The sequence below is a fragment of the Haloarcula sp. H-hyl6 genome (genome assembly GCF_056934455.1).
On the sequence record NZ_JBRIIK010000002.1, the window covers coordinates 322,919 to 346,921 of the forward strand.

20 protein-coding genes and 1 tRNA gene are annotated in these 24,003 nt (G+C 66.9%); 10 read left to right on the plus strand and 11 right to left on the minus strand.

Annotation, left to right across the window (positions count from 1 at the left end):
* Positions 1-52: 52 nt before the first annotated feature.
* Positions 53-550 carry a FlaD/FlaE family flagellar protein gene (locus tag Hhyl6_RS15035; protein ID WP_483740067.1) on the plus strand — a complete coding sequence of 166 codons (498 nt, stop codon included), beginning with the start codon at positions 53-55 and terminating at the stop codon, positions 548-550.
* A 71-nt stretch (positions 551-621) separates the two neighbouring features.
* On the plus strand, positions 622-1,707 hold the full coding sequence (locus Hhyl6_RS15040; RefSeq protein ID WP_483740068.1) for an actin-like salactin: 1,086 nt from the start codon (positions 622-624) through the stop codon (positions 1,705-1,707).
* On the opposite strand, the gene Hhyl6_RS15045 is transcribed toward Hhyl6_RS15040, so the two are convergent.
* The gene (locus Hhyl6_RS15045; RefSeq protein WP_483740069.1) at positions 1,708-1,881 is read right to left on the minus strand and encodes a hypothetical protein; all 174 of its coding nucleotides are present in this window, start codon (positions 1,879-1,881) and stop codon (positions 1,708-1,710) included.
* Between the two features lie 171 nt (positions 1,882-2,052).
* Between Hhyl6_RS15045 and Hhyl6_RS15050 the strand changes: the two genes are divergently transcribed.
* Both Hhyl6_RS15050 and Hhyl6_RS15055 read left to right on the plus strand, forming a co-directional pair.
* Positions 2,053-3,936, plus strand: coding sequence for a restriction endonuclease (locus Hhyl6_RS15050; protein ID WP_483740070.1), 1,884 nt, complete (start codon positions 2,053-2,055; stop codon positions 3,934-3,936).
* Between the two features lie 315 nt (positions 3,937-4,251).
* A complete protein-coding gene (locus Hhyl6_RS15055) occupies positions 4,252-6,417 on the plus strand; it encodes a GH32 C-terminal domain-containing protein (RefSeq protein WP_483740071.1) in 2,166 nt (721 codons plus the stop codon).
* Position 6,418: 1 nt separating this feature from the next.
* On the opposite strand, the gene Hhyl6_RS15060 is transcribed toward Hhyl6_RS15055, so the two are convergent.
* From Hhyl6_RS15060 to Hhyl6_RS15070, 3 genes are all read right to left on the minus strand, one after another.
* On the minus strand, positions 6,419-7,741 hold the full coding sequence (locus Hhyl6_RS15060; RefSeq protein ID WP_483740072.1) for a glycoside hydrolase family 68 protein: 1,323 nt from the start codon (positions 7,739-7,741) through the stop codon (positions 6,419-6,421).
* A gap of 89 nt (positions 7,742-7,830) precedes the next feature.
* Complete coding sequence (locus Hhyl6_RS15065) at positions 7,831-10,137, minus strand: heavy metal translocating P-type ATPase (RefSeq protein WP_483740073.1); 2,307 nt, start codon at positions 10,135-10,137, stop codon at positions 7,831-7,833.
* Between the two features lie 91 nt (positions 10,138-10,228).
* On the minus strand, positions 10,229-10,465 hold the full coding sequence (locus Hhyl6_RS15070) for a DUF7996 family protein (protein ID WP_483740074.1): 237 nt from the start codon (positions 10,463-10,465) through the stop codon (positions 10,229-10,231).
* Positions 10,466-10,625: 160 nt separating this feature from the next.
* Between Hhyl6_RS15070 and Hhyl6_RS15075 the strand changes: the two genes are divergently transcribed.
* Both Hhyl6_RS15075 and Hhyl6_RS15080 read left to right on the plus strand, forming a co-directional pair.
* Entirely contained in the window at positions 10,626-11,672 is a 1,047-nt protein-coding gene (locus Hhyl6_RS15075) for a phytoene/squalene synthase family protein (RefSeq protein WP_483740075.1), read from the plus strand.
* A gap of 92 nt (positions 11,673-11,764) precedes the next feature.
* Entirely contained in the window at positions 11,765-12,142 is a 378-nt protein-coding gene (locus Hhyl6_RS15080) for a hypothetical protein (protein ID WP_483740076.1), read from the plus strand.
* Between the two features lie 25 nt (positions 12,143-12,167).
* Here Hhyl6_RS15080 and Hhyl6_RS15085 read toward each other — a convergent pair whose 3' ends face one another.
* On the minus strand, positions 12,168-14,897 hold the full coding sequence (locus Hhyl6_RS15085; RefSeq protein WP_483740077.1) for a PKD domain-containing protein: 2,730 nt from the start codon (positions 14,895-14,897) through the stop codon (positions 12,168-12,170).
* A gap of 233 nt (positions 14,898-15,130) precedes the next feature.
* Between Hhyl6_RS15085 and Hhyl6_RS15090 the strand changes: the two genes are divergently transcribed.
* From Hhyl6_RS15090 to Hhyl6_RS15100, 3 genes are all read left to right on the plus strand, one after another.
* Positions 15,131-15,841 carry a DUF1028 domain-containing protein gene (locus Hhyl6_RS15090; RefSeq protein ID WP_483740078.1) on the plus strand — a complete coding sequence of 237 codons (711 nt, stop codon included), beginning with the start codon at positions 15,131-15,133 and terminating at the stop codon, positions 15,839-15,841.
* 52 nt (positions 15,842-15,893) lie between these two features.
* The gene (locus tag Hhyl6_RS15095) at positions 15,894-16,244 is read left to right on the plus strand and encodes a TRAM domain-containing protein (protein ID WP_483740079.1); all 351 of its coding nucleotides are present in this window, start codon (positions 15,894-15,896) and stop codon (positions 16,242-16,244) included.
* 127 nt (positions 16,245-16,371) lie between these two features.
* Entirely contained in the window at positions 16,372-16,614 is a 243-nt protein-coding gene (locus Hhyl6_RS15100) for a hypothetical protein (RefSeq protein ID WP_483740080.1), read from the plus strand.
* Positions 16,615-16,680: 66 nt separating this feature from the next.
* Here the strand turns inward: Hhyl6_RS15100 and Hhyl6_RS15105 are convergent, their stop codons facing one another.
* The 3 genes from Hhyl6_RS15105 to Hhyl6_RS15115 form a co-directional block, all read right to left on the minus strand.
* Positions 16,681-17,217, minus strand: a complete 537-nt coding sequence (locus Hhyl6_RS15105) for a DsrE family protein (RefSeq protein ID WP_483740081.1) — start codon at positions 17,215-17,217, stop codon at positions 16,681-16,683.
* Between the two features lie 169 nt (positions 17,218-17,386).
* Positions 17,387-17,461, minus strand: a tRNA-Val gene (locus Hhyl6_RS15110).
* Between the two features lie 49 nt (positions 17,462-17,510).
* On the minus strand, positions 17,511-17,780 hold the full coding sequence (locus tag Hhyl6_RS15115) for a DUF7553 family protein (RefSeq protein ID WP_483740082.1): 270 nt from the start codon (positions 17,778-17,780) through the stop codon (positions 17,511-17,513).
* Positions 17,781-17,869: 89 nt separating this feature from the next.
* Here Hhyl6_RS15115 and Hhyl6_RS15120 point away from each other — a divergent pair, with 89 nt between their 5' ends.
* Positions 17,870-18,820: an MBL fold metallo-hydrolase gene (locus tag Hhyl6_RS15120; protein ID WP_483740083.1), complete on the plus strand. Its 951-nt coding sequence runs from the start codon at positions 17,870-17,872 to the stop codon at positions 18,818-18,820.
* On the opposite strand, the gene Hhyl6_RS15125 is transcribed toward Hhyl6_RS15120, so the two are convergent.
* Genes Hhyl6_RS15125 through nuoL form a run of 3 tightly spaced genes read right to left on the minus strand, consistent with a single transcriptional unit; the run spans position 18,812 to position 24,001 of the window.
* Positions 18,812-20,377, minus strand: a complete 1,566-nt coding sequence (locus Hhyl6_RS15125) for an NADH-quinone oxidoreductase subunit N (protein ID WP_483740084.1) — start codon at positions 20,375-20,377, stop codon at positions 18,812-18,814. The genes Hhyl6_RS15120 and Hhyl6_RS15125 overlap by 9 nt on opposite strands.
* Complete coding sequence (locus Hhyl6_RS15130; RefSeq protein WP_483740085.1) at positions 20,378-21,907, minus strand: complex I subunit 4 family protein; 1,530 nt, start codon at positions 21,905-21,907, stop codon at positions 20,378-20,380. It abuts the gene before it with no gap.
* Complete coding sequence (gene nuoL / locus Hhyl6_RS15135) at positions 21,908-24,001, minus strand: NADH-quinone oxidoreductase subunit L (RefSeq protein WP_483740086.1); 2,094 nt, start codon at positions 23,999-24,001, stop codon at positions 21,908-21,910.
* Between the last annotated feature and the right edge of the window lie 2 nt (positions 24,002-24,003).

The window sequence follows — 24,003 nt, forward strand, 5'->3', positions numbered from 1 at the left end:
CCGTCAGACGGGGGTGTAAGATTTAACTTAACGTAGCTGAAACAGATGTGCCATGACCATCAACCCGCGCGACTACGACCTCGACGAGTTGCGCAAGATGGCCCGCGAGCGCGGTGACCGGAGCGGCGGGCTGGGTGACGACGAGGAGATGCCGGACCCGTCGAACCTCGACGTGGGGTTGGAGGAGGCCGACGACGAGGTGCTGGCCGGCAGTTCCTTCCGCTCCGGGCTGTACCGCGAACTCCTCCCCTTCCTCGCCGGCGACGGGCAGGAGAAGCCGTACCTGTCCTCGCTCCCGGAGACGTACGCCGCGGAGTTCGTCGTCTTCGAGTGGCTGGAGTTCCTGTTGATGCACTCGGGGTATCAGGGGGCCGACGAAGCGCTCGACTACTACGAGTCCATCGACTGGATAACGGAGACGGTCCAGTCGGACCTCTCGGAGTACCTGCTGGGCATCGACGAGTCCGCGACCAACGACGGCAACGACCTCAGCGTGGACGACCACATGCTGAGTCTGGTGTACGTCGCGAAACTCGCGGCGATGACGTAGCACGGGTCGGTATCAACGCTGATTCTTGAGGTGAGGATATATACCGGGGCGGCGACAACACGCCACCGTACATGAGTGACGACGACGCCACGGAGACCGACGGGGGCGCGACGGCGACGACCGGCGGCGACCGTTCGGTGCCGGTGGGTGTGAAACTCGGCAGCACCCGGACGGTCATCGCCCTCCCGGACGACCACGGGACCGAGAACCGCATCATCAAGACCCTGACCTGCATGGCCACCTACGAGGACGCCCTCACCGGCGAGGAGAAGGTCCTCTACGGCGAGGAGGCCGCCCGCGAGTACCCCGACCGCGTCCAGTACATGCTCCGGTCGGGCCTCCCGGAGGACGGCGACCGGGCGGAGATGACCAAGACGTTCTTCGAGGCGCTCATCGAGGAGAACGACATCCCCGCCGACAGCGGCGTCGTCTACGCCATCCCGACCATCGACAACCCCGCCGGACTGGAGAACCTCCGGTCGGTCATCGAGGAGTCCTCCATCGGCGTGAGTCTGGTCGAGAGCTATCCCGAGTCGCTGTGCGGGTCAATCCCGGCGTTCGGCGACGGCTTGGAGGCCATCGACGAGATATTCATCTCGGTCAACATGGGGTCGACCAACCTCGAAGCCTCCGCGTACCGACGGGGCGAGCAACTCGCGCCCTTCACGACGGGCGCGGTCACCGGCAACGAAGTCGACCGGATGATAGCGAACTACGTCGAGGAGGAGACCCAAGGCCGGGTCAACATCGACACCCAGACAGCCCGCGAATACAAGGAGGAACACGCGGACTTCGTCGACTTCGAACCCTTCACCGACATCATCCAGCAACCCGGCGGCGGCACCCACGAGTTCACCATCGAGCGGTCGGTGATGGACGCCGTCGACGAGTATTTGGACGACGCCGTCGACGAACTCGCCAACACGTTCCTGCCGGAACTGGCCAACGACTACATGAAGGTGTACCAGTTGGCGCTGGACCGCCCCGTGGTCCTCACCGGCGGGATGGCCTGCATCCCCGGCATCGTCGAGGAGTTCGAGGCGCGCCTCAGCGAGGAACTGAACCGCGACATCGAGGCGACGGCTGCCGACGAACCGGACGTGGCCCCGACGGTTGGGGCCCAGCGAATCGCGGCCCGCCTCGTCGAGAACAGCTAACTACCCGCTCCAGCAGTCGAGCCACCGCTCGACGACCGGCCGCATCGCCCGGTCACGCCTCGGTCGGTCGCCCGAGAGCAGCGCGAAGACGTCCGTGTCGATTCGCACGTCGAGTCCCCCGTCGACGTGGTTCGGCCCCCCGTGGTCCGCGATATCCAGCCGTACCCGTGGCATGCGGTCGGCTACGCAACCATGAGAAGTAAAGCTCAGTCAGACGCGCGTCTGCCGTCCGCGGTACGTCGTGCGAGCGGGTGACGGGGCCGCCGGAGAAAGCGGAAAATTCCACCCGCATGCTTCAGATTAGATAAGTGAATATCATAGTATTCGGGACTGTAGACGGAACTGATGGGTCAGGTTATCAACGTAGATAATCGGGCGGGTGAGCTACCCGACGTGCTCACCCGAACGGGGCGGGGTGGGTTCCTGTCTGCGGGCTATCTCTGCGACCGACCGGTCGAGGCGACGCTCGACGACGAGGAGACGCCGCAGTACGTCCTCACGAACCGCAAGAACGGCCTCTCGATAGAATCCACGGACTCGACGGAGACAGTCACGCCGGGGCGGGGCTATCGGACCATCGCCGTCCTCACGGACCGGCGAGTGGTCGTTCTGGTCGGCGACGAGGGCGGCGACCGACAGTTCGCGGTTCCGCTGGTCGAGGTGGAACAGGTCGAACAGGCGACGAGCGTTCGAAGCGGTCGGCTGACCTTTCGCCGTGAAGGCGGGTCGACGTGGCACGTCTACACCGGGACGGACGGACTGGCCGACGCCGCGGAGTACCTCAGCGCCGCCTCGCAGGCGTGGATACGCGTCGAGAACGAGCGAAACAGAGTCAAACAGACGCTCGTGACGGCGCGGGACCACAGGGACGACGGCGACTACGAACGGGCACTCGAGATGGCCCGGCGGGCAGAGGACCACCTCGAAACCGCCCGGGCGACGGCGCTCCGGTTCTCGACGGACCGCCCGGGCGGTGCGCTCAGTACCCGCATCGACCCGATGGAGGACCGCTGTGTCAACACTATCGCGGAGATTCGTGTCGGGCGGGCCCGGCAGGCGACAGACGAGGGCGAGTCGCGCTGGCGCGAGGACGACTACGAGGGCGCTTACGAGGCCTACGAGCGGGCCCGCGAGGAGTACGACGCAGCGCTGTCGCTCGACTACACCCGAATCGAGGACGCCGAGGCTATCGAGGCCGAACGGGACCGCCTCGACCGAATCGTCGCGCAACTCGAACAGTCGCCGCTCCGACGGGCCGTCGCCGCGGACAACGAGGCCGTCGAGGCCGACGACCCGGCGGTGGCGGCCGAGCGCTGGGCGACGGCGATGGCACGCTACCGGCGCGTGCTCGAACTCGACTGGGGGAGCGGCGACAGGCGGTTCGCGGGCGACCCGGAGGCGGTCCGCGAGCGGTTGGGGACGGTCGCGGAGCAGCTGACGGGGGCCCAGCGAGCGGTCGCCGTCGAGGCGATGCGAGCGGGCGACTGGTATCGCGAGGCGAGGCAGTACGAGGCCGCGTTGGCGGAGTTCGAGGCCGCGGCCGAGGCGTTCGAGACTGCGCTCGCGACGGCCCGGGACTGCTACCCCGACGCGGTGGCCCACCTCGAGGCGGAGCGCGAGGCGTTGGACCAGCGTATCGAGCGAACCGAGGCGATGCTCGCCGGTGAGGACGTCGACGACCGCATCGGGTCCGACGACGAACCCGACTACGCGGCGACGGGCACCATCGGTGACCCGATGCCGGAGGACGACGGCCCGACGGACATCGAGGCGGCTATCGACGCCCCGGACGCGCCGTCCGGCCCGTCGCTGTCCGGACCCGGGGTACCGGACTCGACCGTCGAGCGCCTGCGCTCGCTCGACCGGGACGCACTCGCACGAGTGGTCGCGGACGCGCTGAGCGAGACGGTGTGGGCGGCGGAGGCGACGGCAGAGTCGCCGTACGACCTGTTGGCCCGGCGGGGAGACGGTGACGCCATGGGCGTCGTCGTCAGGACGGCAGACGAAGCGACGGTCGGAGCGGCGGCCGTCGAGCGCTGTACCGACCTCCGAGCGTCGACCGACGTGGGTGCGGTGATGCTGGCGACGGCCGGTCGCCTCGACGACGGCGTGTCGTCGCTCGCGGCGGACGAGGGCGTCCGACTCCTCGACGGCGAGTCGCTCTCGGCCATCGTCGACGCGCGCGGCGTCGCTATCCCGGAATCGACGCGTCGTCTGCTCGAGGAATGACCGGAGGACGAACGCTTAATACAATTGGAGGTATATAATCAACTATAATGAACTGCTCCAGCTGTGGCACACGAATGACCTACAACGACGAGACGACCAAACTGACGGAGTTCGTCTGTCCGCGGTGTCACGACACGGTCATCGACTGGAAGTCCGAGGCCCGTAGCGCCCGGGTGGCCTGACTCTGGTCTCCCCTTCTGTCGTCGCTGGCCGGGTAGTCACGACCCCGCCGAGCCAAATTTCGAGCACGTTCGGTCAGGAATAGACACGAACGATTGCCGAATGCTTTTATATTTGAGAGGGTGAGTACCCTCAATGGTAGAGTCGCGACGCGTTGGCTGTCTGTACGTCGACTCCTGTTCCGACGAACAGACGGCGGCATACGAGTGGTGCGAGGAGGCGTTCGACGCCGTCGAGCGGTGCTCGCTCGCAACGGTCGACCCAACGGCCTACGATGTCCTCTGGTGGCACCGGGACGACCCGTTCGACGGTGACGCCGTCGCCGGTCCCGCGGGCGAGACGCTCGCCTCGTACGTCCGGGCCGGCGGGACGCTCCTGTTGACGCTCGGCGCGATGGCGGCCGTCGAACCGCTCGGGTTCGACCCCGTCGGTCCCGACGCGGTGGGCTGGGAGGAAATCGACGAACCGACCGGCCCGCTCTGGAAGACGCTGTACGCCGGCCACCCCCTCGCCGAGGGGTTCGACACGCTCAGGGTCCACACGCGCGGGCCGGGCGTGACTGCACCCTACGCCCGCTACGAACACGTCGCGCCGATGGAAGGCGACGTCCTCGCCAGCACCGCGCGCGGAGAGACGGACGTCGTCAAGGGGATGGCGACCGTCTCGTGGCACCCCGGCGACGGGCGGGTCCTCGGCGTCGGTTCGGCCGTCTCGTTCCTCCAGCCAACCCACGACATCTGCCGCGGCAACCGCGAGACGCTTATTTCGAACGCGCTCGCCTATCTCGCCGACGGCGACGACGTTCCGTTCACCGGCCGTCCGAAGGACGTCGAGACGCTGACGGCGATGCGTGAACGGCTTGCGGGGGACCCGCTTCGCCCCTCGTACCACGTCACCCCGCCGGCCAACTGGCTCAACGACCCGAACGGTCTCATCCACTGGAACGGCCGGTATCACCTGTTCTATCAGTACAACCCGACCGGCCCGTTCCACAACACCATCCACTGGGGCCACGCGGTCAGCGACGACCTGATTCACTGGGAGGACCGGCCGGTGGCCCTCTCACCGTCGCCGGACGGCCCGGACCGAGACGGCTGTTGGTCCGGGTGCGCCGTCGACGACGACGGCACCGCGACCATCCTCTACACCGGCGGGCGCGACAAGAAGCAGTTGCCCTGCATCGCCACCGCGGCAGACGACGAGCTATCCGCGTGGATAAAGGACCCGGACAATCCGGTCATCGAGGAGACGCCCTCGGAACCCGAAGTCCTGCGGACCGAGGACTGGGAGGGGGAGTTCCGCGACCACTGCGTCTGGCGCGAGGACGGCGTCTGGCACCAACTCATCGGCGCGGGCATCGAGGGCGGCGGCGGCGCGGCCCTGCTGTACGTCTCGGAGAACCTCCGGGACTGGGAGTACCGCGGCCCCATCCTCAGCGGCGACCGGGACACCGCCGGGACGGTCTGGGAGTGTCCGGAGTTGCTGGAGTTCGGGGACCGCGACCTCCTGCACGTCTCGAACTACGAGGACGTGGTCTACTTCCTCGGAGAGTACGAGGACGGGGAGTTCACCGCCGAGCGACGGGACAAACTCGACCACGGCGACTTCTACGCCCCGCAGTCGATGTGGACGGAAGACGGCCGCATCCTCACGTGGGGCTGGATTCCGGAGGCGCGTGACCTCTCCGCCCAGTGGGACGCCGGATGGTCCGGCACCATGTCGCTCCCCCGCGAACTGTCGCTGGCCGACGACGGCGGCCTCTGTCAGCGCCCCGCGCCGGAACTCACCGACCTCCGCGGCGCGAACACCCACTACGACGAACTCCGTCTGGCGGGCGGGGACCGCCAGCGCCTCGACGTCAGTAGCCGTTCGTTCGAACTGCGCGCGACGATTCGATTGGAGGACGCCGAGGCGGTCGAACTCTCCGTACTGGAGACGCCGGAGCGCGACGAACGGACGCCGGTTCGGTACACGCGCAACAGCGAGATACTCGTCGACCGCTCGGCGGCAAGCCACGACCCTCAGGCGACGACCGCCACACAGCGGATGCGGGTCACGCCCTACGACTCGCCGCTGTCGCTGCGGGTGTTCGTCGACGGGAGCGTCGTCGAGGTGTTCGCGAACGAACGGCACTGCCTGACCAGTCGCGTCTACCCGACCAGCGATGACGCGGTGGGCGTCTCGATGGCCGCCGAGGGCGGGCGCGCGACGGTGGCGTCGCTCGACGTCTGGGAGATGGACCGCGCGTGGGACGTCGACCCCCGTTCGAGTGCCCGTGACGCGCCGTCGATGCGGCGCTGAGTCAGTTATCCGCGCCGTAGCCGCCGCGACCCTCCTCGTCGGACTGTGCCCGGCGAATCAGTTCTCGCTCCGTGGGCGGCAGTCGCTCGCCGGCCATCGGAACGTGCCAGTGGCCGAGTTTGCCGATTATCTCCGTGTGCGTCCCCAAGACGGTCAGCCTGAGGGTCGGGGCGAGGGTGCCACCGAAGCGCCGCATCTGTTCTGACTCCGGGAGGTGTGCGATTTCGTCCAGCGTTTCGCCGGCGAAGTCGAAGTAGTTGAAGAAGCTCTGGACCAGTACCTCGTCGTCGTGGGGGAACGCCATCCACGAGTACGACTGGAACGGCGCGTTCGCGGGGTTCGTGGCGACGAGGCCCGAGTCGTTCAGCGGGACGTAGTCGCCGCGCAGGTCCTCGGCGACGAAGCCGTACAGCGCGTCGTACCCGTCCAGCCCCGGCGCGAACGTGTGGAGGTGACTGGAGATAAAGAGGTAGTACAGGTCGTCCGTGTAGACTATGTGCGGGCGTTCGAGTTCCTGATTGACGCCGACGGCGTCCAGCAGGGGGTCCTCCAGTTCCCACTCGAGGGGGTCGCCAGTCGGCGAGCGAGCGACGCCGACGCTCCCGTTGTACCCCTGCTGGGCGGCGTCGCCGTCACAGACGTCGCTCCCCTCGGGAACGGGGGAGTTGGCCTCGAAGAGGAGCCACGTCTCGCCCGTCTTCGGGTCCTCGAAGAACCACGGGTCGCGGAACGTGTAAATCATCGCCCGGGACTGGTCCTCGCGCTCGTACCGGTCGCCGTCCGGGCGGAGCAGTTCGTGGTGGGTCCACGGACCCTGGAGCGCGAACCCGTCGCCGGTGTGGACGGTGCCGCCGCTCGCTCCGACGATGCGCTGAGAGTAGGTCAGGTCCTCGGCACCGTCCTCGCCGGCCGCGGTGTAGAACAGATAGATAGAGCCGTCGTCGTCGTACAGAGCGGACCCCGCCCACTGGCGCTGTCCCAGCGCGTCGTCGAAGACGGCGCCGCCGTCGTGCCAGTTCCGACCGTCGTCCGAGTAGAAACAGCGGATGGTCGCCACGTCGTGGCGTTTCCCCGGCAGGAGGTCCGACGGCGCGGTCAGCGAGAAACAGATGCGGTACCCGTCGACTTCCGCGAGCGTCCCGTCGCGCTCGCGCAGGAACCACGTGTCCCAGATGTGGAGGTGCGGTATCTGGTCGTCCTCGGGCGGGTAGAAGACGGGTGCCACGTTCTCGTCGGTGCGTTCGATGCCCGCCGCTTGCTCGCGCGTCCAACCGGCGCGGGCCCTGAAACCGGGTGCCCCGTCGCCGAGCGACTGGTCGTCCATGCGTCGGTGTGCGTCTACGACCGGGATAAGGGTTTCTGGATGACTACAACTGCTGTTGTATGTGTGTTCGTGAACGTGACTGCGCGGGACTACTCGCCGTCGGCGTCCCAGTCGGCGTCGACCCGCGAGAGGCGCATGGCGTTGCCGGTGACCCCGACGGTCATCCCCGCGTCGCCGAGCAGTACCGCCAGCGCCACGCCGACGTAGCCCGTGACCGCGCCGACGGCCAGCAGAAGTTTCAGGCCGAGGCTCGACCAGACGTTCTGCTTGATGACGCCGGTGGCCTTCTTCGAGAGGGTGGCGAGGTAGGGCAGTCGGGCGATGTCGTCGCCCAGCAGTGCGATGTCGGCCGTCTCGATGGCCGCATCGCTGCCGGCCGCCCCCATCGCGATGCCCACCGTCGCCGTCGCCAGCGCAGGCGCGTCGTTGACGCCGTCGCCGACCATCGCCACGCTGTCGTACTCGCCGAGCAGTTCCTCGACGGCGGCCACCTTCTCGTCGGGCATGAGGCCAGCGCGGTAGTCGGTGATGCCGACCCGTTCTGCGATGGCGCGGGCGGTGCGCTCGTTGTCGCCGGTGAGCATCACGGGTTCGATACCCAGTTCGCGCAGGCGTTCGACGGTCGCTCTCGCGCCGGGTCGCAGTTCGTCGGCGACGGCGACGATGCCTTCGAGGTGGTCTTCCGTGCCGACGAGGACGACGGTCTTGCCCTCGTCCTGCAGGCGCGGGATGGTGTCCTCCACGAGGTTCAGACAGCCCTGCCGGTCGCACATGTCCTGCACCTCGCGCGCGAGGTCGCCGGAGGGGTCCACCACGTGGGCGTGGTCGAGTTCGAACCCGAGGTCGGCGAACAGACCGGGTTTCCCCGCGTAGTGGCGGGTCCCGTCGAGCGTCGCCTGCACGCCCTCGCCGGTCAGGCTCTCGAAACTGCGAGGTTCGGTCACCTCGACGGCGGCCTCGTCGGCGTGTGCGACGATGGCCTCGCCGATGGGGTGTTCCGACCGCGCCTCGAGGCCGCGGGCACACCGAAGCACGTCCGTCTCGGTGCGGTCGCCGACGGGGACCACGTCGGTGACGGAGAGTTCGCCCTTCGTCAGCGTCCCCGTCTTGTCGAGTGCTATCGCGTCGACGCCGCCCATCGCTTCGAGGTGGGTCCCGCCTTTCACGAGGACGCCGTTTCTGGCGGCGCTCGTGATGCCAGCGACGACGGTGACGGGCGTCGAGATGACGAACGCGCAGGGGCAGGCCAGCACCAGCAGGGTGATGCCGGTGACGAACCACTCCAGCCACGGCGCGCCCAAGAGGAGCGGCGGGCCGACGGTGACGAGGACTGCGAGTGTGACCATCAGCGGCGTGTAGTAGTTCGAGAACCGCTGGACGAACTGCTCGCGTTCGGTCTTCTTAGCCTCGGCGTCCTCGACGAGACGGATGACCTGCGAGAGGGTGTCCTCGCCCGGCGGCGCGGTCACCTGCAGTTCGAGGTAGCCGCCCTCGTTCATCGTCCCCGCGTACACCGGGTCACCGGGCGTCTTGTCGACCGGGACGGACTCGCCGGTGACCGGCGACTCGTCGACGGCCGACTCGCCGTCGAGTACGTCCCCGTCGGTCGGTATCTTCTCGCCCGGGCGGACGACCACCCGGTCGCCCACGGTCACGTCGTCGACGGGGACGGTCACCTCCGCGCCGTCCCGCAGGACCGTCGCCTCGTCGGGCGCGAGGTCGACCAGTTCACGCAGGGAGTTGCGGGCGCGGTCCATCGCGTACCCCTCCAGCAACTCGGCGACGCTGAAGAGGACGGCGAGCGTCGCCGCCTCGACGTACAGCGTCTCGTCGCCGACCAGCGAGGCGGTGATGGCCCCGACGATGGCCGCCGACATGAGGAAGTCGATGCCGAGGTTGCGCTGGCGGGCGGCGACGACGCCGCCCCGGAGAATCTCCTGTCCGGCCGCGGCGACGGCACCGAGGAAGAGGAGGTCCGCGAGCGAGAACTCCACGAGTCCCAGCGGCCCGACGGGGCCGAGCGTGGCGACCTGAGTCGGGGCCAGACCGAACTCGGCGACGAGGCCGACGGCGAGCAACACGCCGCCCACGGCCGTCTTCTTCGCCCGGACCGACCGCCAGACGGACGACCGCTCGTCGCTCGTCGGCACGTCCGTCTCGTCGTCGTCGCTCGCGCTCTGGACGGGGTAGCCCGCCTGCTCGATGGCCGAGACGAGCGTCTCCCGGTCGACCGCTTCGGCGTCGAACGTCACCACCGCGATACCGCTCCCCGGCCGCGTGTCGACGGACTCGACGCCCGGCAGGTCGGCCACCGCCGAGTCTACCGTCGCCGCACAGGACGAACAGTCCATCTCCGGGACACGGAGTCGGAGGGTCCGCGTGTCCGCAGTACTCATATGCGGAGATAGACGACGGGGGATTATTAATTCAACTGCTACGTAATGCGGCTCTGTTGGTCGAATTTATTAACGAACTCGAACTCAGTTATTACTCTTCGACTGAGTCCTCGTCGGTGGGGCGACTGACGCCTTCCGGGGCGCTGATGTCGAGCGGCCGTATCCACTCGTACCAGATGTAGACCACGCCGAGGCCGTAGCCCAGCGCCCAGACTGCGCTGCCGACCCAGGGGTGTCCCATCTGACTCAGGAAGCCGTTGGCGAGTCCGGGGACGATTACGACGGCGGCGACGGTCACACCGAGGACGACCGCGTCGTTGCGGTTCATCGACCCGTCACTACCGCACGGGGGACGGTCATGGGTCAGGGTAGGCACTTGCTCGGCTTAGGCGTGGCGTTCGACGACACCCGGCACCGGTGCCGCCATCGTGTCACGCCCGCCAGCCAACCCATTTTTATTACAGTACGCCCTACGCCGGGTGACGGGAATGTCTCAGAACCACACTGGCCGGTCGTCACAGGAAGACATTGCGTGGTGCTACGACGCCGTCCACCGGGTCTCGCGGACGTTTAGTTTGACAATTGCGGAACTCGACGAGCCGATGGCACGCGACATCTGTGTCGGCTATCTCCTCTGCCGCGTCGCCGACACCATCGAGGACGCCGGGCACATCCCGCCGGCCGTACAGGCGGACCTCCTCCGTCTGTACAGTCGGACGCTGGACCCGTCGTCGGACACCTCCGTCAGGGCGTTCGACGACGCGGCGGCAGAGTGGCTCCCGGCGACGACGACCGACGACTGGGAGGTCGTCGACAACGCCGGCCGGGCGGTCGGCGTCTTCCGGTCGCTCGAAAGCCACTCGCTCGACGCGATTCGCGGTCCGGTCCGCGAACTCGTCGACGGGATGGCGATGTTCGTCGACCGCTACGCCGACGAGGGCGGCCTGCGCATCAAGACGCTCGAAGAACTCGAGGAGTACTGCTGGTACGCCGCCGGCACCGTCGGGACTCTCGTGACGGGCCTCGTCTCCCACGAAGCGACCGAGGAACAGGTCCGCCGGATGGAGGAGAACGCCCGCTCGTTCGCGCTCTTGCTCCAGTTGGTAAACGTCGCGAAGGACGCCGCGACGGACATGGAGGAGGAGAACAACGTCTACCTCCCGCTGGAACTGCTCCGCGAGGAGGGACTCGACCATGGCGACGTGGGCGACCCGAGCAACGTCGAGTCGCTGGTCCCGGTCATCGAACAGGTGACCGCCCGGGCCGAGAGCTACCTCGACGGCGCGCAGACGTGGCTCGACGCCATGCCGGAGACGCGGGGCAACTCCCTGTCGGCGTGGGCCATCCCCTTCCTGCTGGCAGTGGGGACCATCCGCGAACTCCGCGCTCGCCCGGCAGACGTCATCGAACAGGGGAACGTCAAGATTACCCGCGAAGAGGTCCACGCCGTCTGTCAGCAGTTCGTCGGCGACGGCAACCCCTCGATTGGCGACCTGCGGACCAAGATTCGCCAGCGCCCCCTCCACGAGTACTGAGACGGCGACCGCCGGCCCGACATTCCTCTCTCTGACGCCGTTCCGGAGCGGTCCGCACAACCCTGAAACCGAACGCGCCCGTAGTGTCGCCCATGAGCGAGACGCTCGAACTCCCCAACGGCGACGAGGTGGGTCCAGAGGACGTCTTCCTGTACAACGACTACCCCTACCGCCTCGTCTGGCTGGACGGCGACACCCACGCGTTCGAACTCTCCCCGCTGTACTGGGGCGACAGCGGCATGGACATCCCCTTCCGCGACCGCGAAGCTCTCGTCGACCAGTGGGAGACGGATTCTCGGGGACTCCTCTCGCCCGAGGAGTGGGGCGAGTGGCTCGACCACGCCGTCTCGGACCCGCGGTTCGGCGACGACGAGGTGGCCGAACTGGCCGAGGAACTCCCGACCGAGTGGTCGTTCGACGACCAATCGACGTCGTCGAGTGGCGGTCTCAGGGACAAACTCGGACTCTGAACCGAGCGCCGGTCGTAGTGTGGGCTTACTCCCGTCTGCGACCGAGGAACGCGCCGGCTGTCAGACCGAGTAGGGCGACGAGGACGCCAAAGCCGGGGCCGTCCGCACCGGTCGTCGGTTCCGCGGCGGGCGCGTCGTCTTTACCGTCGGGTTCTGCGGTCGGGGTGTCGTCCGCCGGGGCGGGGGTCTGCTCCGGCGTCGTGGTCCTCTCTGATTCAGTCGGCGCGTCGGGGGTCTGTGTGCGTTCGGGGGTCGCCGTCGGTTCGTCGGTCGGTCCGTCCCTGTCCTCTGTCGTGTTGGTGTCGGTCACGACCTCGGTCGACTGGTTTTCGAGGACTTCGGTCTCTTCCTCGGCCGGAGCAGGATTGACGATTACCGGCCCGTCGCCGTCGCCACCGCCGCCACCACTCTGGGACTCGACGGTGATGGTTACGGTGTCAGTGGCCGTGTTACCCGCGCCGTCGGTCACGCGGAGCGTGACTGTCTTCGTCCCGTCGCTCTGGAACGTGTGGCTGGTCGTCGCCGAGGACCCGTTCTCGTCGTAGGTGCCGTCGCCGTCGAAGTCCCACTCGAACGTGTCTAGCTCCGCGTTGTCCGTCGAGGCGCTCCCGTCGAAGGACACCGACTCGCCCACGGTGACGGTCTGGTCACTGCCGGCCTCGGCGGTCGGTGCGGTGTTGTCGACGGTGATTGACGCGTCACCCGACGAGTAGTGGACGCTGAAGTCGATTCGTGCACCGCCATTCTGCGTGCTCGTTATCGTCGATTGGCGAGTCGCTCCTTGGAAGGAGCCGCTGAGTGCGGAGGCGCTCACGCCCCAGTGGTCCAACATCGCCGGCGGGAGGTACGCCTCGAAGAACCCGTCGTTGACGGTGCCGTCGGCGTTGAAGTGGGCCGCGCTCAGGCTGAGTTCGATGGCGTCGTTGGCGCCGGAGGTGTCGTACCGCGGTTGTCCGAAGCTCTGTGCGTCGGTGAGGAACGCGGACCCGTTCAACCGGCGTTGGCGCTGGGTCTCGAAGACGCGCAGGTCGCCGACGGCGTACGTCATGGCCTGTGCGTCGGCGTCCGTCGCCTGTAGCGTCCCGTCCCACGACGGGGTCCCACCGCCGTCCTCGAAGTAGTACTGTAGCTCTGCGGGCGTCCCCGTGATGGTGATGGTCCACGTCCCGTCGCCGTTGTTGGTCCGGGTCCACTCGACGTCGTGGGCGCTCCCGATGAGCGAGCGCGGCACGTAGTTTTCGACCGTGACCGAAATCTGTAGTTCGGTGGTGTCGTCGACGCCGAGTCCCTTCAGTTCGTAGTCGTCCTCGAACGTCTGACTCGTGTCGTTCTTGACCTGAATCTGCACGAGGTCGGACGAGAAGAAGGCGTCCACGCTGACGTCGGTCATCTGCGGTTGAGTACCGCCGACGTGCGTGACGTCGCTGGAGACGACGCTCGGAGAGAGGCCCGCGAACATCCGAACGGTTCTGACGGCCGTGTTGCCGTTGTCGTCGGTCACGCGGAGTTTCGCGTCGTAGGTTCCCGAACTCCCGTAGGAGTGACTGACTGACTGGCCGGTCGCATCGTATGTGCCGTCGCCGTCGAAGTCCCACTCGTACGTGGTGATGGACCCGTCGCGGTCGAAGGAGTTCGCCGCGTCGAAGGAGACGGACTCCGCGACCGAGGGGTACGTCGACGGGAAATTGGCTGAGGACGGCGTGGGCGTGAACCACGCCACGGGGTCACCGGCGTCGCCGACGGTGACGTCCACGCTCGCAGTGTCGGTCTTTCCGTCGTCGTCGGTGATGCGGACCGTCGCGGTGTAGAAGTCCACACTGTCGTACGCGTGGCTGGTGGTCGGTCCGCTGGTCGTCGCGTCGTAGGTGCCGTCGCCGTCGAAGTCCCACTCGTACTGTTCGACGGTCCCGTCGGCGTCGGTCGACCCCGAGGCGTCGAACGACACTGACTGGTCGACGGCGGCTGACGTAGGTGATGCTGCCAGTGCCGCACTCGGCGCTCCGACCTCACTGACGGAGACCTGTGCTGATGCGGCCGCGGTGGCGCCGTCGTCGTCGGCCACGAAGACGCTCATCTCGTAGGCGCCAGTCGTGTCGACAGTGTGCGCGACCGTCGGGCTACTCGTCGTCCTGTCTATCTGACCGTCGCCGTCGAAATCCCACGCGTAGCTGTCGATGGTCCCGTCCGGGTCTGCCGACCCGGAGGCGTCGAGTTCGACGGTATCGCCGACAGCGAGGTCTGTCTCGTTCAACGACAGCGCGGCGGAGGGGCCGGTGTTGGCCGAGCTAGTGTCGACGGTAATCGTCGCCGTATCGCTCGCACCCGAGATAGCTGACGGTTCGGACCCGCTGTCGTCTATCATCTGGACGCTCACGTCTGCTGTCGTACCGAGTGAGCCCGCTGGAATCGTCACCGGGTAGTCCTCCGCCTTCGTCGAGAGTCCCGAGACTGACGCCACGGTGGGGCGGTCGGGGTCGCTCTCGTTCGTGAGGACGAGTACGACATCGCCGTCCGCGATGCCCATCTTGCTGACGTTGTACGACACCGGAAGGTCGGAGTCGCTGCTCGGGTCGATGGTCGCGTCCGGGATGTCCGCCATCGGGGCGTTTCCGACGGCCGTGTTGCCGGCGCTGAGCGTGTTGCCGGCCGCTGGTGAGGCGGCGAAAGTCAGTGGCGCGGTTATCGAGAACACGAGCAACGCTGATAACCACACAGCCCGCAGTTTCCGTCGCTGGTCGGTGCCTCGTTCCTTCACCGCCGGTCACCTGCCCTCGTGATACACTTTATCTGTGCGTACCGGTCCTCAACGGCCCCCTGTCGCTGAGTAGGCCCTATATGTATAGTGTTCTCCATACAAGAACCACCGGTAAAGTCCACTATAAATTCACCTTCCCAGCTATCAAAGTTTATAATTCTCGCGTATAGTCGTAGAACTCGTTCATCGCCTCTGCCCGACCGCTTTTGTGCTGTCGGGCCCGAAGCGACGCCGTGACGTTCAGCATCTGCGTGCGCGAGTCCTACGAGGACGAGGAGGGGACCGACCAGACGCGGTACGGCGTCGCCGTGACCACGCGACTCGCCGCCGTCGGGACGCTGTGTCCGTTCGCCAACGAACACGGGGCGGTGGCGACGCAGTCGCTGGTCAACGTCGAACTCGGACGGAAGGGAGTCGAGTACCTCGCCGACGGACTCGCCGTCGAGGACGCACTGTCGGCGTTGCTCGCGGCCGACGAGGGGAAACCATCACGGCAACTCCACGGTGTCGACGCCGACGGGACGTTCGCCTTCTCCGGCGAGGAGTGCGGCGAGTGGTTCGGGCACGTCGAACGGGAGGGGCTGACCGTCGCTGGGAACCTCCTCACCGGCGAGGCTGTCGTCGAGGCGACGGCCGACGCTTTCGAGTCGGCAGACCCGGACGCGCCGCTCGCCGAACGACTGATAGACGCCCTCGAAGTGGGCCACACCGAAGGGGGTGACAAGCGCACCGACCTCGAGGTCCAGTCCGCCGCGCTGAAGGTGACGACCACGGAGGACCGGGAGATGGACCCGTACCACGAGGACCTGCGCGTCGACGCCACTCGAACGCCCATCGAGGACCTCCGAGCGACCTACGAGCGCGCCCGTGAGAGTTTCGAGGCCGCCGTGGCGAAGTACGAGGACGAGTACGAGGCCGACAGTCTCGACGACGACGCTGCGTAATCTCGACTCCGACTCTCCAACCTATTATAACGTGGCCGCTGACACTCCCGCTGTGAACCACATCTTGCTCGCGGTCGGTGGCGGCGTGGTCGTCCTCCTCCTCGGCGTCGCGGCGCTCCGACGCCGAGGCTCTTCGGACGCCCGTGAGTCCCAGCGCGCACACGAGGCCGCACAGGAGCGCGAACCGCCGGTAGATATCGGCGAGACGTACGAGTTCGGCATCACCGAGTTCACCGACCATCACTCGGGCGACCGCGTCGCCGTCGGCAAGGTCGAAGGGTTCGTCGTCTTCACCGAAGGCGTGCCGTCGTCGCTCTCGGTCGGTGACGTGGTTCGCGCTCGCGTCCTCTCGTTCAATCGCGGCCACACCTCTGCGGACGCACAGTTCGTCGAGACGGCGTGAGTCGCGTCTCGCGGGGTCGTTACCACAGGTCGACCGAGGGCTATCATGCCTGCCACGCCCCGCTATGGCGTCGGGCGATAGCTGACCGTACTACTATATGTCGAGTTGGCACGTACATGGTGTCGATATGGTAGAGACCTTCTCTCGAACGGTCGTCACGCTCGCCGTCCTCACAGTCGCAGTGGTCGGGTTTTCGATGCCCGTCGCCGCCGTCTCACTGGAGGACGGGACCGGGGACGACGTGGCCGTGATGCCCGGCGACAACACGCAGATTCCCGAGGGGACCTTCCTGAAGGCGAAGAAGGCCTTCGACGAGACCGTTCCGAAAACCTCCGCTTGGACGGCACGAGAAGTTCTGTTCGGTGAGTAAGTGCTCTTCTCGGGAGGTACCTGTCCCCAGCACACCGCGAGCGGTGCCTCGTCCGCCGTCGTCCGCTCAGGGTGTCTCGATGTACGCGAAGTTCTCTCTGGCCTGCAGTTCGGTGAGTTCGGCCACCCCTGCCGGGACCGTTTCGACGCCCTCGATGAGGTCGGCCTCGCTCAGGCTGAACGCCTCCATCGAGTTCCGGCAGGCGCGGAACGAGACGCCGTCCTCGACGAGCGACCGAACCCGGTCGGGGTTCTCGGCGGTGGATCGGGCGAGCAGTTTGATGCCCTGTCCGTTGGCGACGAGGACGACGTTCTCGACGTCCGTCCCGTCCGCGTCCAGTAAGTTCGCCACGTTGTTGAGTGCGTGCGACTGTTCGCCAGTCCCGCCGGAGAAGTGAAAGACAGTACTCATCTGTATGGTCTCTGTGTCGGTTTCGGTCGCTGTTTCGCTCTGTGTCTCGGTCGCGTCGGTCCCGGCAGTCGTCGGGGACGACGCTGTCCCGTCACCGTCGGTGCTTGCCGTGTCCGCACAGCCGGCCAACCCGACCGCAGTCAGGCCCCCGGCCCAACGGAGGACCGCCCGTCTAGGGTGTTCGTCTGCCACGGGCGGCCGTTCGACGTCGACCCTCCTTACTAGAAACCCGCTAATCGAGCGACGTCTGCGCCGCTGGCGGCTCTGACGTGCCGAATACGTGGTCGGTCGGAGATTCGATGGACTGAATCTCGCCGAACACACGACACAGGCTACGCTCGTCGGAGCGAGAAATATGAAATGGGTTGGGGCGGATTCGAACCGCCGACTTCCTCCGTGTGAAGGAGGTATCATAACCGGACTAGATCACCAACCCGGCTACACCCGTGGCTATTCGACCGGATACATTAAGAATTGCGTTCCGACTACGCTTCCGTCTCGTCTTTCTGCCGGTAGGACTCGATTTTCGAGCGGGCGTCGGCGATTGCCTGTTCGGCTTCGCCCTCGGCGTTCTGCTGGAGGTCTTTCAGGTCGGCCTTCACCCTGTCGAGGCGGCCCGGCTCCGGTTCCGCTTCCTTCCCGGTCAGTTCACGGAACCGCGCTTCGACAGGTTCGAGTTCCTCTTTGACGCCCTTGCTGGCGGTTTCACCGGCGCGCTTGAGGTAGTACCGAGCGTCTTCGAAGTGCTTGTTCATATCTGTCCCTTGGGCAACGACGAATAAATCCTTTGTGCCCGACCGGGAGTGTACGAACAGTTTTCCACTCCGACCCGATAGGTCGTGGTATGTTCACACGGGTATCGATTCCCACACCGTTTCAGGTCGGTGCGGTCAACGCCTACGTCGCCGGTCGAACGGTGGTCGACCCCGGGCCGGACAGCGAGGAGGCGTGGTCGCGGTTGTTGGAGACGTTGGAGGCGCGTGAACTCGCGCCCGGCGACATCTCGCAGGTGGTCGTGACTCACCCACACCCGGACCACTTCGGACTGGCGGCGCGACTCCGCTCGGAGGGCGCTCGGGTCCTCGCCAGCGCCGAGGCGGCGGACATCATGGGCGACTTCGCGGCCCGACTGAAGTACGAGCAGTCGTACTTCGCCGACTTCTTCGAACGGTGTGGCATCTCCAGAGAGACGGCCGAAGCGGTCACACAGCTCCCGGAGGCATTTCTGGCGTACGCCCAGAGCGTGGCGACGGACCGGGAGTTGAGCGACGGGGACACGATTACCGTCGCGGACGAGCGACTCACTGCGGAGAACGTCACGGGCCACGCCGCCGGCGAACTCATCTTCTCGTACGACTACGACGGCCGCCACGAGGCCATCGTCGGCGACAACGTGCTGGGGGACATCACTCCCAACCCCTTCCTCCAGCCACCGGAGGACCGGGGTGGCCAACGACCCCGCGTGTTACCGGCGTTCAACGACTCGCTCCGGTGGCTCCGCGAACAGGGCCACGACCGGTTCCTGACCGGCCACCGCGAACCCGTGGAGTCGCCGCGGGAGCGCATCGACGCCATCCTCGCCGAACACGACCAGCGCACCGAGGAAGTCGCGGACGTCCTGACCGAAGGACCGACGACGCCGGCCGACGTGATGACGGCGCTGTTCGGGGACCTCCCGGCGACGGAGTACTTCTCGGGGATGAGCGAGGCTGTCGGCCATCTGGACGTGCTGGAAGCGCAGGACCGTGCGGAAAAACGAGAGAGCGGCGGCGTGTTCGTCTACGACCTACAGTAGTTCGACGGCGCGGAACGCGAGCGTCGAGACGTAGTCGAACCCGGGGACCAGCAGCACCGTCACGACGGCGGCCGCGACGATGGCGGTGTACAGTCCCGTCGGGTACGACTCGATGGAGCGGTCACCCTTGGGCTCCTCTATCCACATTGCCTTGACGACCCGGGAGTAGTAGAACAGCGACAGGGCGCTGTTGATGACCAGCGCGGCCGCGAGCGACCACGCGCCGACGTCAAGCGTCGCCGAGAACAGGTAGAACTTCGAGAAGAACCCGCCGCCGATGGGCAGGCCGGCGAGGCTGAACAGGAAGACGGTCATCGCGGCACAGGCCAGCGGTGCCTGTCGGCCGAGACCGTTGTAGTCCTCGAAGCGGCGGCCGACGCCCCAGTACTCGGCGAGCGCGATGAACAGGAACGCACCGGTGTTCATGAACCCGTAGACGAGCAGGTGGGCCATCCCGGCGCTCATCGACAGGGCCATCCCGTCACCGGAGGCCGACAGCGCGGCCAGGCCGATGAGGACGTAGCCGGCGTGCCCGACGCTGGAGTAGGCCATCATCCGTTTGACCTTCTCCTGGGTGGCGGCGGCGAAATTCCCGACGAACATCGTCGCGATGGCGAGCACTTGGAAGACGACGAACCAGTTCAGCGCCTCGCCGCTGGAGACGAGTGCGCCGATGGGGAACGCCACGGCGAACGTGCGGAACGCGAGCACGAACCCGGCGGCCTTCGAGGCCGACGAGAGGAACGCCGAGATGGGGGCGGGCGCGCCCTCGTAGGCCTCCGGCGCCCAGAACTGGAACGGGACGGCGGCTATCTTGAACGCGACGCCGCCGATGACCATCATGATGCCGACGCCCAGCACGGACATCGGGACGGCGGGCGACCCGGACTGGGCCTGCACCGTGCCGTCGACGATGGTCTGGACGGTACCGCTCTCGATGGCCGTCGCGATGCCGTCGAAGCGGAGGACGCCCGTGGCGGCGTACACCAGCGAGATGCCGTAGGCGAACACCGCCGAGGACACCGCGCCGATGAGGAAGTACTTCAGGCCCGCCTCGACGCTCCCGCGGTTCGTCTTCAGGAACGCGACCAGCGCGTAGGAGGGCAGCGAGACGAGTTCGAGGGCGACGAACGCCGTCGCCAGACTGTTCGCGGCGCTCAGGACGGACATCCCCGTGGCGGCCAGCAGGACGAGTGCGTAGAACTCCGCCTGATAGGCGTGTTCGCGCACGTAGTCCGTGCTGGCGAGGGTCACGAGCGCCGTGACGCTCGCGACGATTATCATGAAGAACAGGGCCATCTGGTCGACGACCAGTTGCCCGTTGAACAGCACGGGCGTCCCGACGCCGCCCTCGTTGGTCGGGATGCCGGTGCCGCCGAAGATGAACCACACGGCGAACGCCAGCGAGGCCAGCGACCCGGCGACGGAGATGCCGCCGAGGAGTCCGGTGTTCGTCGTGTCGGGGTCGACGCTGTCGACCAGTAACAGGACGAGCGCCGTCACGGCGAGTGCGAGAGCGGGTGCGAGCCCCGCCCAGCTAGGTAGCTGATGAACCATCTATGCACCACCTCCGGTGAGCGGTTCGATAGCGTGTTGAATCATGTCGTAGGAGAGGTCGGGTGCGACACCGAGTGCGATGACCAGCAACAGGAGGACGGCCAGCGGCGCCACGTCGTGGAACGCGGCCGGGCCCACCTCGTAGTCGGTCTCAAGGCTGAAGCCACCGAACAGAGTGCGCTGCATCGCCCACAGCAGGTAGCCGGCGACGACGACGATACCGAACATCGCGGCGGAGGTCAGCACCGGGGCGGCCCCGCCGAGCGACGGCGCGTCGAACGCGCCTTGGAAGATGAGGAACTCGCCGGCGAATCCGGCCATCAGCGGCAGGCCCATGTAGCCGAAGGCCGCCGCGACGAAGATGCCGACCGTCCACGGCATCCGGTCCGCGAGGCCGGACATGTCGCCGACCATGCGCGTGTGGGTCGTGTTGTAGATGACGCCGACGGTCATGAACATCAGGCCCGAGATGAGGCCGTGCGCGACCATCTGGAAGGTCGCCCCGCCCATGCCGTGTGGCGTGAACGCGACGAGGCCGAGGATGACGTACCCCATCGAGGAGATGGAGGAGTACGCGACGATGCGCTTGAGGTCGCGTTGGGCCAATGCCAGCATCGCGCCGTAGATGACGCTGACGACGCCGACGATGGCCAGCGGAACGGCCAGCGCCTGTGCCGTCTCCGCGAGCATCGTGAAGTTGAACCGCAACAGCGCGTAGGTCCCCATCTTCAGGAGGACGCCGGCCAGCATCACCGACACCGGCGTCGGGGCCTCGACGTGAGCGTCCGGCAGCCACGTGTGCAGGGGGAAGACGGGCACCTTCACCGCGAACCCGAAGAACATCAGGACGAACGAGATAGTCGCCAGACTGAACCCGGCGATTGTCGGTAGACCGGACGCGTTCCGGAACGCCTCGGCCATCGCGGGCAGGGCCAGCGACGTGAGGTCGGTGTTGAACACCAGCGCGAACAGGCCCGCGAACATGACGAGGGAGGCGACGTTCGTGTAGACGAAGAACTTGATAGCGGCGTACTTCCGCCGGGGCCCGCCCCAGACGCCGATGAGGAAGTACATCGGGATGAGCACGCCCTCCCAGAAGACGAACCAGAGGAAGAAGTCGAGCGCCGCGAAGACGCCGACCAGACTCGTCTCCATGAACAGCATCAGGCCGTAGAACTGGGACTGTCGCTCGTCGATGGGCGTCCACGCCGAAACGATGGCGAGCGTGGTCAGCACCGTCGTCAGCGCGAGCAGCGGCATGCTGACGCCGTCCAGCCCGACGTAGTACGAGATGGTGTAGCCCGCGAGGTCTATCCACGGAATCTGCTGGCCGAAGGCCACCTCACCGGGCGAGAGCAGGGCGTTGCCCGCGCCGCCGTTCTGGGTGAGGAAGACGTAGTACATGTAGACGCTCGCGAGCGCCGGGACGGCGCTGATTGCGGCCGCGAGTTTCGCGGCGTAGCGGTCCGGCGAGAGCATGACGGCGGCGCTCCCGAGGAGGGTCACGGCGAGGAGTGCGGCGACCCACATTCAGAACCACCCCCCAGCGATGCCGAAGATGGCCAGCAGGAGCACCAGCCCCAGCGTCAGCAGCGTCGCGTAGTTGCTGACGACGCCGGACTGGATGCGGCGGATGCGACTGCCGCCGAACAGACTCACGCTGGAGACGCCGTTGACGACGCCGTCGACGACGCCCTGGTCGAACTTGTCCATCGCACGGGCGAGCGGGTAGGTGACCCCCGTCGCCAGCCACACCTGATACTCGTCCTGATAGTAGTTGTGCATGAGTAGCGTCTTCAGACCGCCCAACTTGTCCGTGTGCTCGACGGGGTCGGGCCCGCGGTACAGCGCCGTCGCGGCGCCGGCACCGGCGAGCGCCAGCCCCAGCGAGACGGCCGCCGAGGCCAGCAGGGTCGGCGTCTCACCGAGCGGGTACCCCGCGGAGACGTGGGCCACGTCGTGGAGTAGCCCCTCGTAGTGATGGAGGCCGGTGTTGAGTGCGGCCGGCCAGCCGCCCTCCTCGGGGCCGTTGAGCCACTTGTGGAGGAAGTCGATGTGCGCGCCGGTCAGTTCCGCGACGGGCTTCATGTTGATGAACCCGACCGTCGCGGCCAGCACGCCGAGCACCGCGAGGGGCCCCTTGACGTTCCAGCGAACGCCGTGGGGGTTCCGCGCGGTGTCGGTGCGAGCGTTCCCGTGGAAGGTGAGGAACACCATCCGGAAGGTGTAGAAGCCGGTGAAGAAGACGGCCAACAGCCCCATCGCGTACGCGAGGAGGTAGGCCGTCCCGAGGCCGCCCTCGCTACCGAACCCGTGGATGAGCGCCTCGAACAGCACCTCGTCCTTGGACCAGAAGCCGGCGAACGGGACGATGCCGGCCAGCGCCAGCGACCCCGAGAGGAACGCGTAGTAGGTCACGGGCATCTCGTCTTTCAGACCGCCCATGTCCCACATGTTCTCGTTGTGGTGCATGGCGATGATGACCGACCCGGCACCGAGGAACAGCAGCGCCTTGAACACGGCGTGAGTGGTCAGGTGGAAGACGGCGGCGATGTAGCCACCGGAGCCCAGCGCGAGCATCATGTACCCGTACTGGGAGATGGTCGAGTACGCCAGCACCTGCTTTATCTCCTGTTTGACCAGGCCCATCGTCGCGGCGAACAGGGCCGTGAAGCCACCGATGAGAGCGATGACCGCGAGTGCCGTCGGGGAGATGGCGTAGAAGCCGTACATCCGTGCGACCAGATAGACACCGGCCGCGACCATCGTCGCGGCGTGGATGAGCGCGGAGACGGGCGTCGGGCCCTCCATCGCGTCGGGGAGCCACGTGTGCAGTGGGAACTGCGCGGACTTCCCGATGACCCCCCCGAGGACGAGCAGACCCAGCACCGTGAACCACGCCTGCGGGGAGAGGCCGACGGTGTCGAGCATCGCGATGGCCTCCGTCTCGCCGTCGACGATGGCGTGCTCTGCGAGCACCGGGAAGCTCTGGGCGACCACTTCGCCGTTCTGCGTGATGGGGGCGAAGAGGCCGGTGCCGAAGGTGGCGAAGATGCCGACGACGCCGATGAGGAAGAAGTAGTCACCGAAGCGGGTGACGAGGAACGCCTTCTTCGCGGCGCTCGGCGGGCCGTCCTCGCGGAACCAGAAGCCGATGAGCAGGTACGAACACAGGCCCACGAGTTCGAAGAACATGAAGGCCATCAGCAGGTTGTTGGCGACGACGAACCCGAGCATGCTCGCCGTGAACAGGCCGAGGCCGGCGTAGTAGCGCGGGAGGCCCGTCTCGTCCTCGTCGTTCATGTAGCCCAGCGAGAATATGTGGACGAGGAACGAGATGAGCGTCACGATGAGCAACATCAGCGCGGAGAGCGGGTCCAGAAGCAGGCCGAACCGGAGCGCGACCGACTCGACGCCGGCGACCCACGTGTAGACGAACTCGTTGTGGACGCTCCCACCGGCGACGGTGAGCGCGACCCAGATAGAGAGCAGCAGCGACCCGCCCGTCGCAGCGATGCCCGCGAGCGCGCCGCCTTTCGGCATGCGGTCGCCCGCGAACAGTGCGACGAGGAACGATACGAACGGCAGCAGGACGATTGCCGGAGCGTATGTGAATGCAGCCATTG

Bases quoted from the DNA above. Each gene is read 5' to 3' on its own strand.
- Hhyl6_RS15065 (WP_483740073.1), bottom strand. From the start codon at position 10,137: ATGAGTACTGCGGACACGCGGACCCTCCGACTCCGTGTCCCGGAGATG.
- Hhyl6_RS15060 (WP_483740072.1), bottom strand. From the start codon at position 7,741: ATGGACGACCAGTCGCTCGGCGACGGGGCACCCGGTTTCAGGGCCCGC.
- nuoL (WP_483740086.1), bottom strand. From the start codon at position 24,001: ATGGCTGCATTCACATACGCTCCGGCAATCGTCCTGCTGCCGTTCGTA.
- Hhyl6_RS15125 (WP_483740084.1), bottom strand. From the start codon at position 20,377: ATGGTTCATCAGCTACCTAGCTGGGCGGGGCTCGCACCCGCTCTCGCA.
- Hhyl6_RS15055 (WP_483740071.1), top strand. From the start codon at position 4,252: ATGGTAGAGTCGCGACGCGTTGGCTGTCTGTACGTCGACTCCTGTTCC.
- Hhyl6_RS15050 (WP_483740070.1), top strand. From the start codon at position 2,053: ATGGGTCAGGTTATCAACGTAGATAATCGGGCGGGTGAGCTACCCGAC.
- Hhyl6_RS15040 (WP_483740068.1), top strand. From the start codon at position 622: ATGAGTGACGACGACGCCACGGAGACCGACGGGGGCGCGACGGCGACG.
- Hhyl6_RS15045 (WP_483740069.1), bottom strand. From the start codon at position 1,881: ATGCCACGGGTACGGCTGGATATCGCGGACCACGGGGGGCCGAACCAC.
- Hhyl6_RS15075 (WP_483740075.1), top strand. From the start codon at position 10,626: ATGTCTCAGAACCACACTGGCCGGTCGTCACAGGAAGACATTGCGTGG.
- Hhyl6_RS15080 (WP_483740076.1), top strand. From the start codon at position 11,765: ATGAGCGAGACGCTCGAACTCCCCAACGGCGACGAGGTGGGTCCAGAG.
- Hhyl6_RS15070 (WP_483740074.1), bottom strand. From the start codon at position 10,465: ATGAACCGCAACGACGCGGTCGTCCTCGGTGTGACCGTCGCCGCCGTC.
- Hhyl6_RS15120 (WP_483740083.1), top strand. From the start codon at position 17,870: ATGTTCACACGGGTATCGATTCCCACACCGTTTCAGGTCGGTGCGGTC.
- Hhyl6_RS15115 (WP_483740082.1), bottom strand. From the start codon at position 17,780: ATGAACAAGCACTTCGAAGACGCTCGGTACTACCTCAAGCGCGCCGGT.
- Hhyl6_RS15100 (WP_483740080.1), top strand. From the start codon at position 16,372: ATGGTAGAGACCTTCTCTCGAACGGTCGTCACGCTCGCCGTCCTCACA.
- Hhyl6_RS15035 (WP_483740067.1), top strand. From the start codon at position 53: ATGACCATCAACCCGCGCGACTACGACCTCGACGAGTTGCGCAAGATG.
- Hhyl6_RS15130 (WP_483740085.1), bottom strand. From the start codon at position 21,907: ATGTGGGTCGCCGCACTCCTCGCCGTGACCCTCCTCGGGAGCGCCGCC.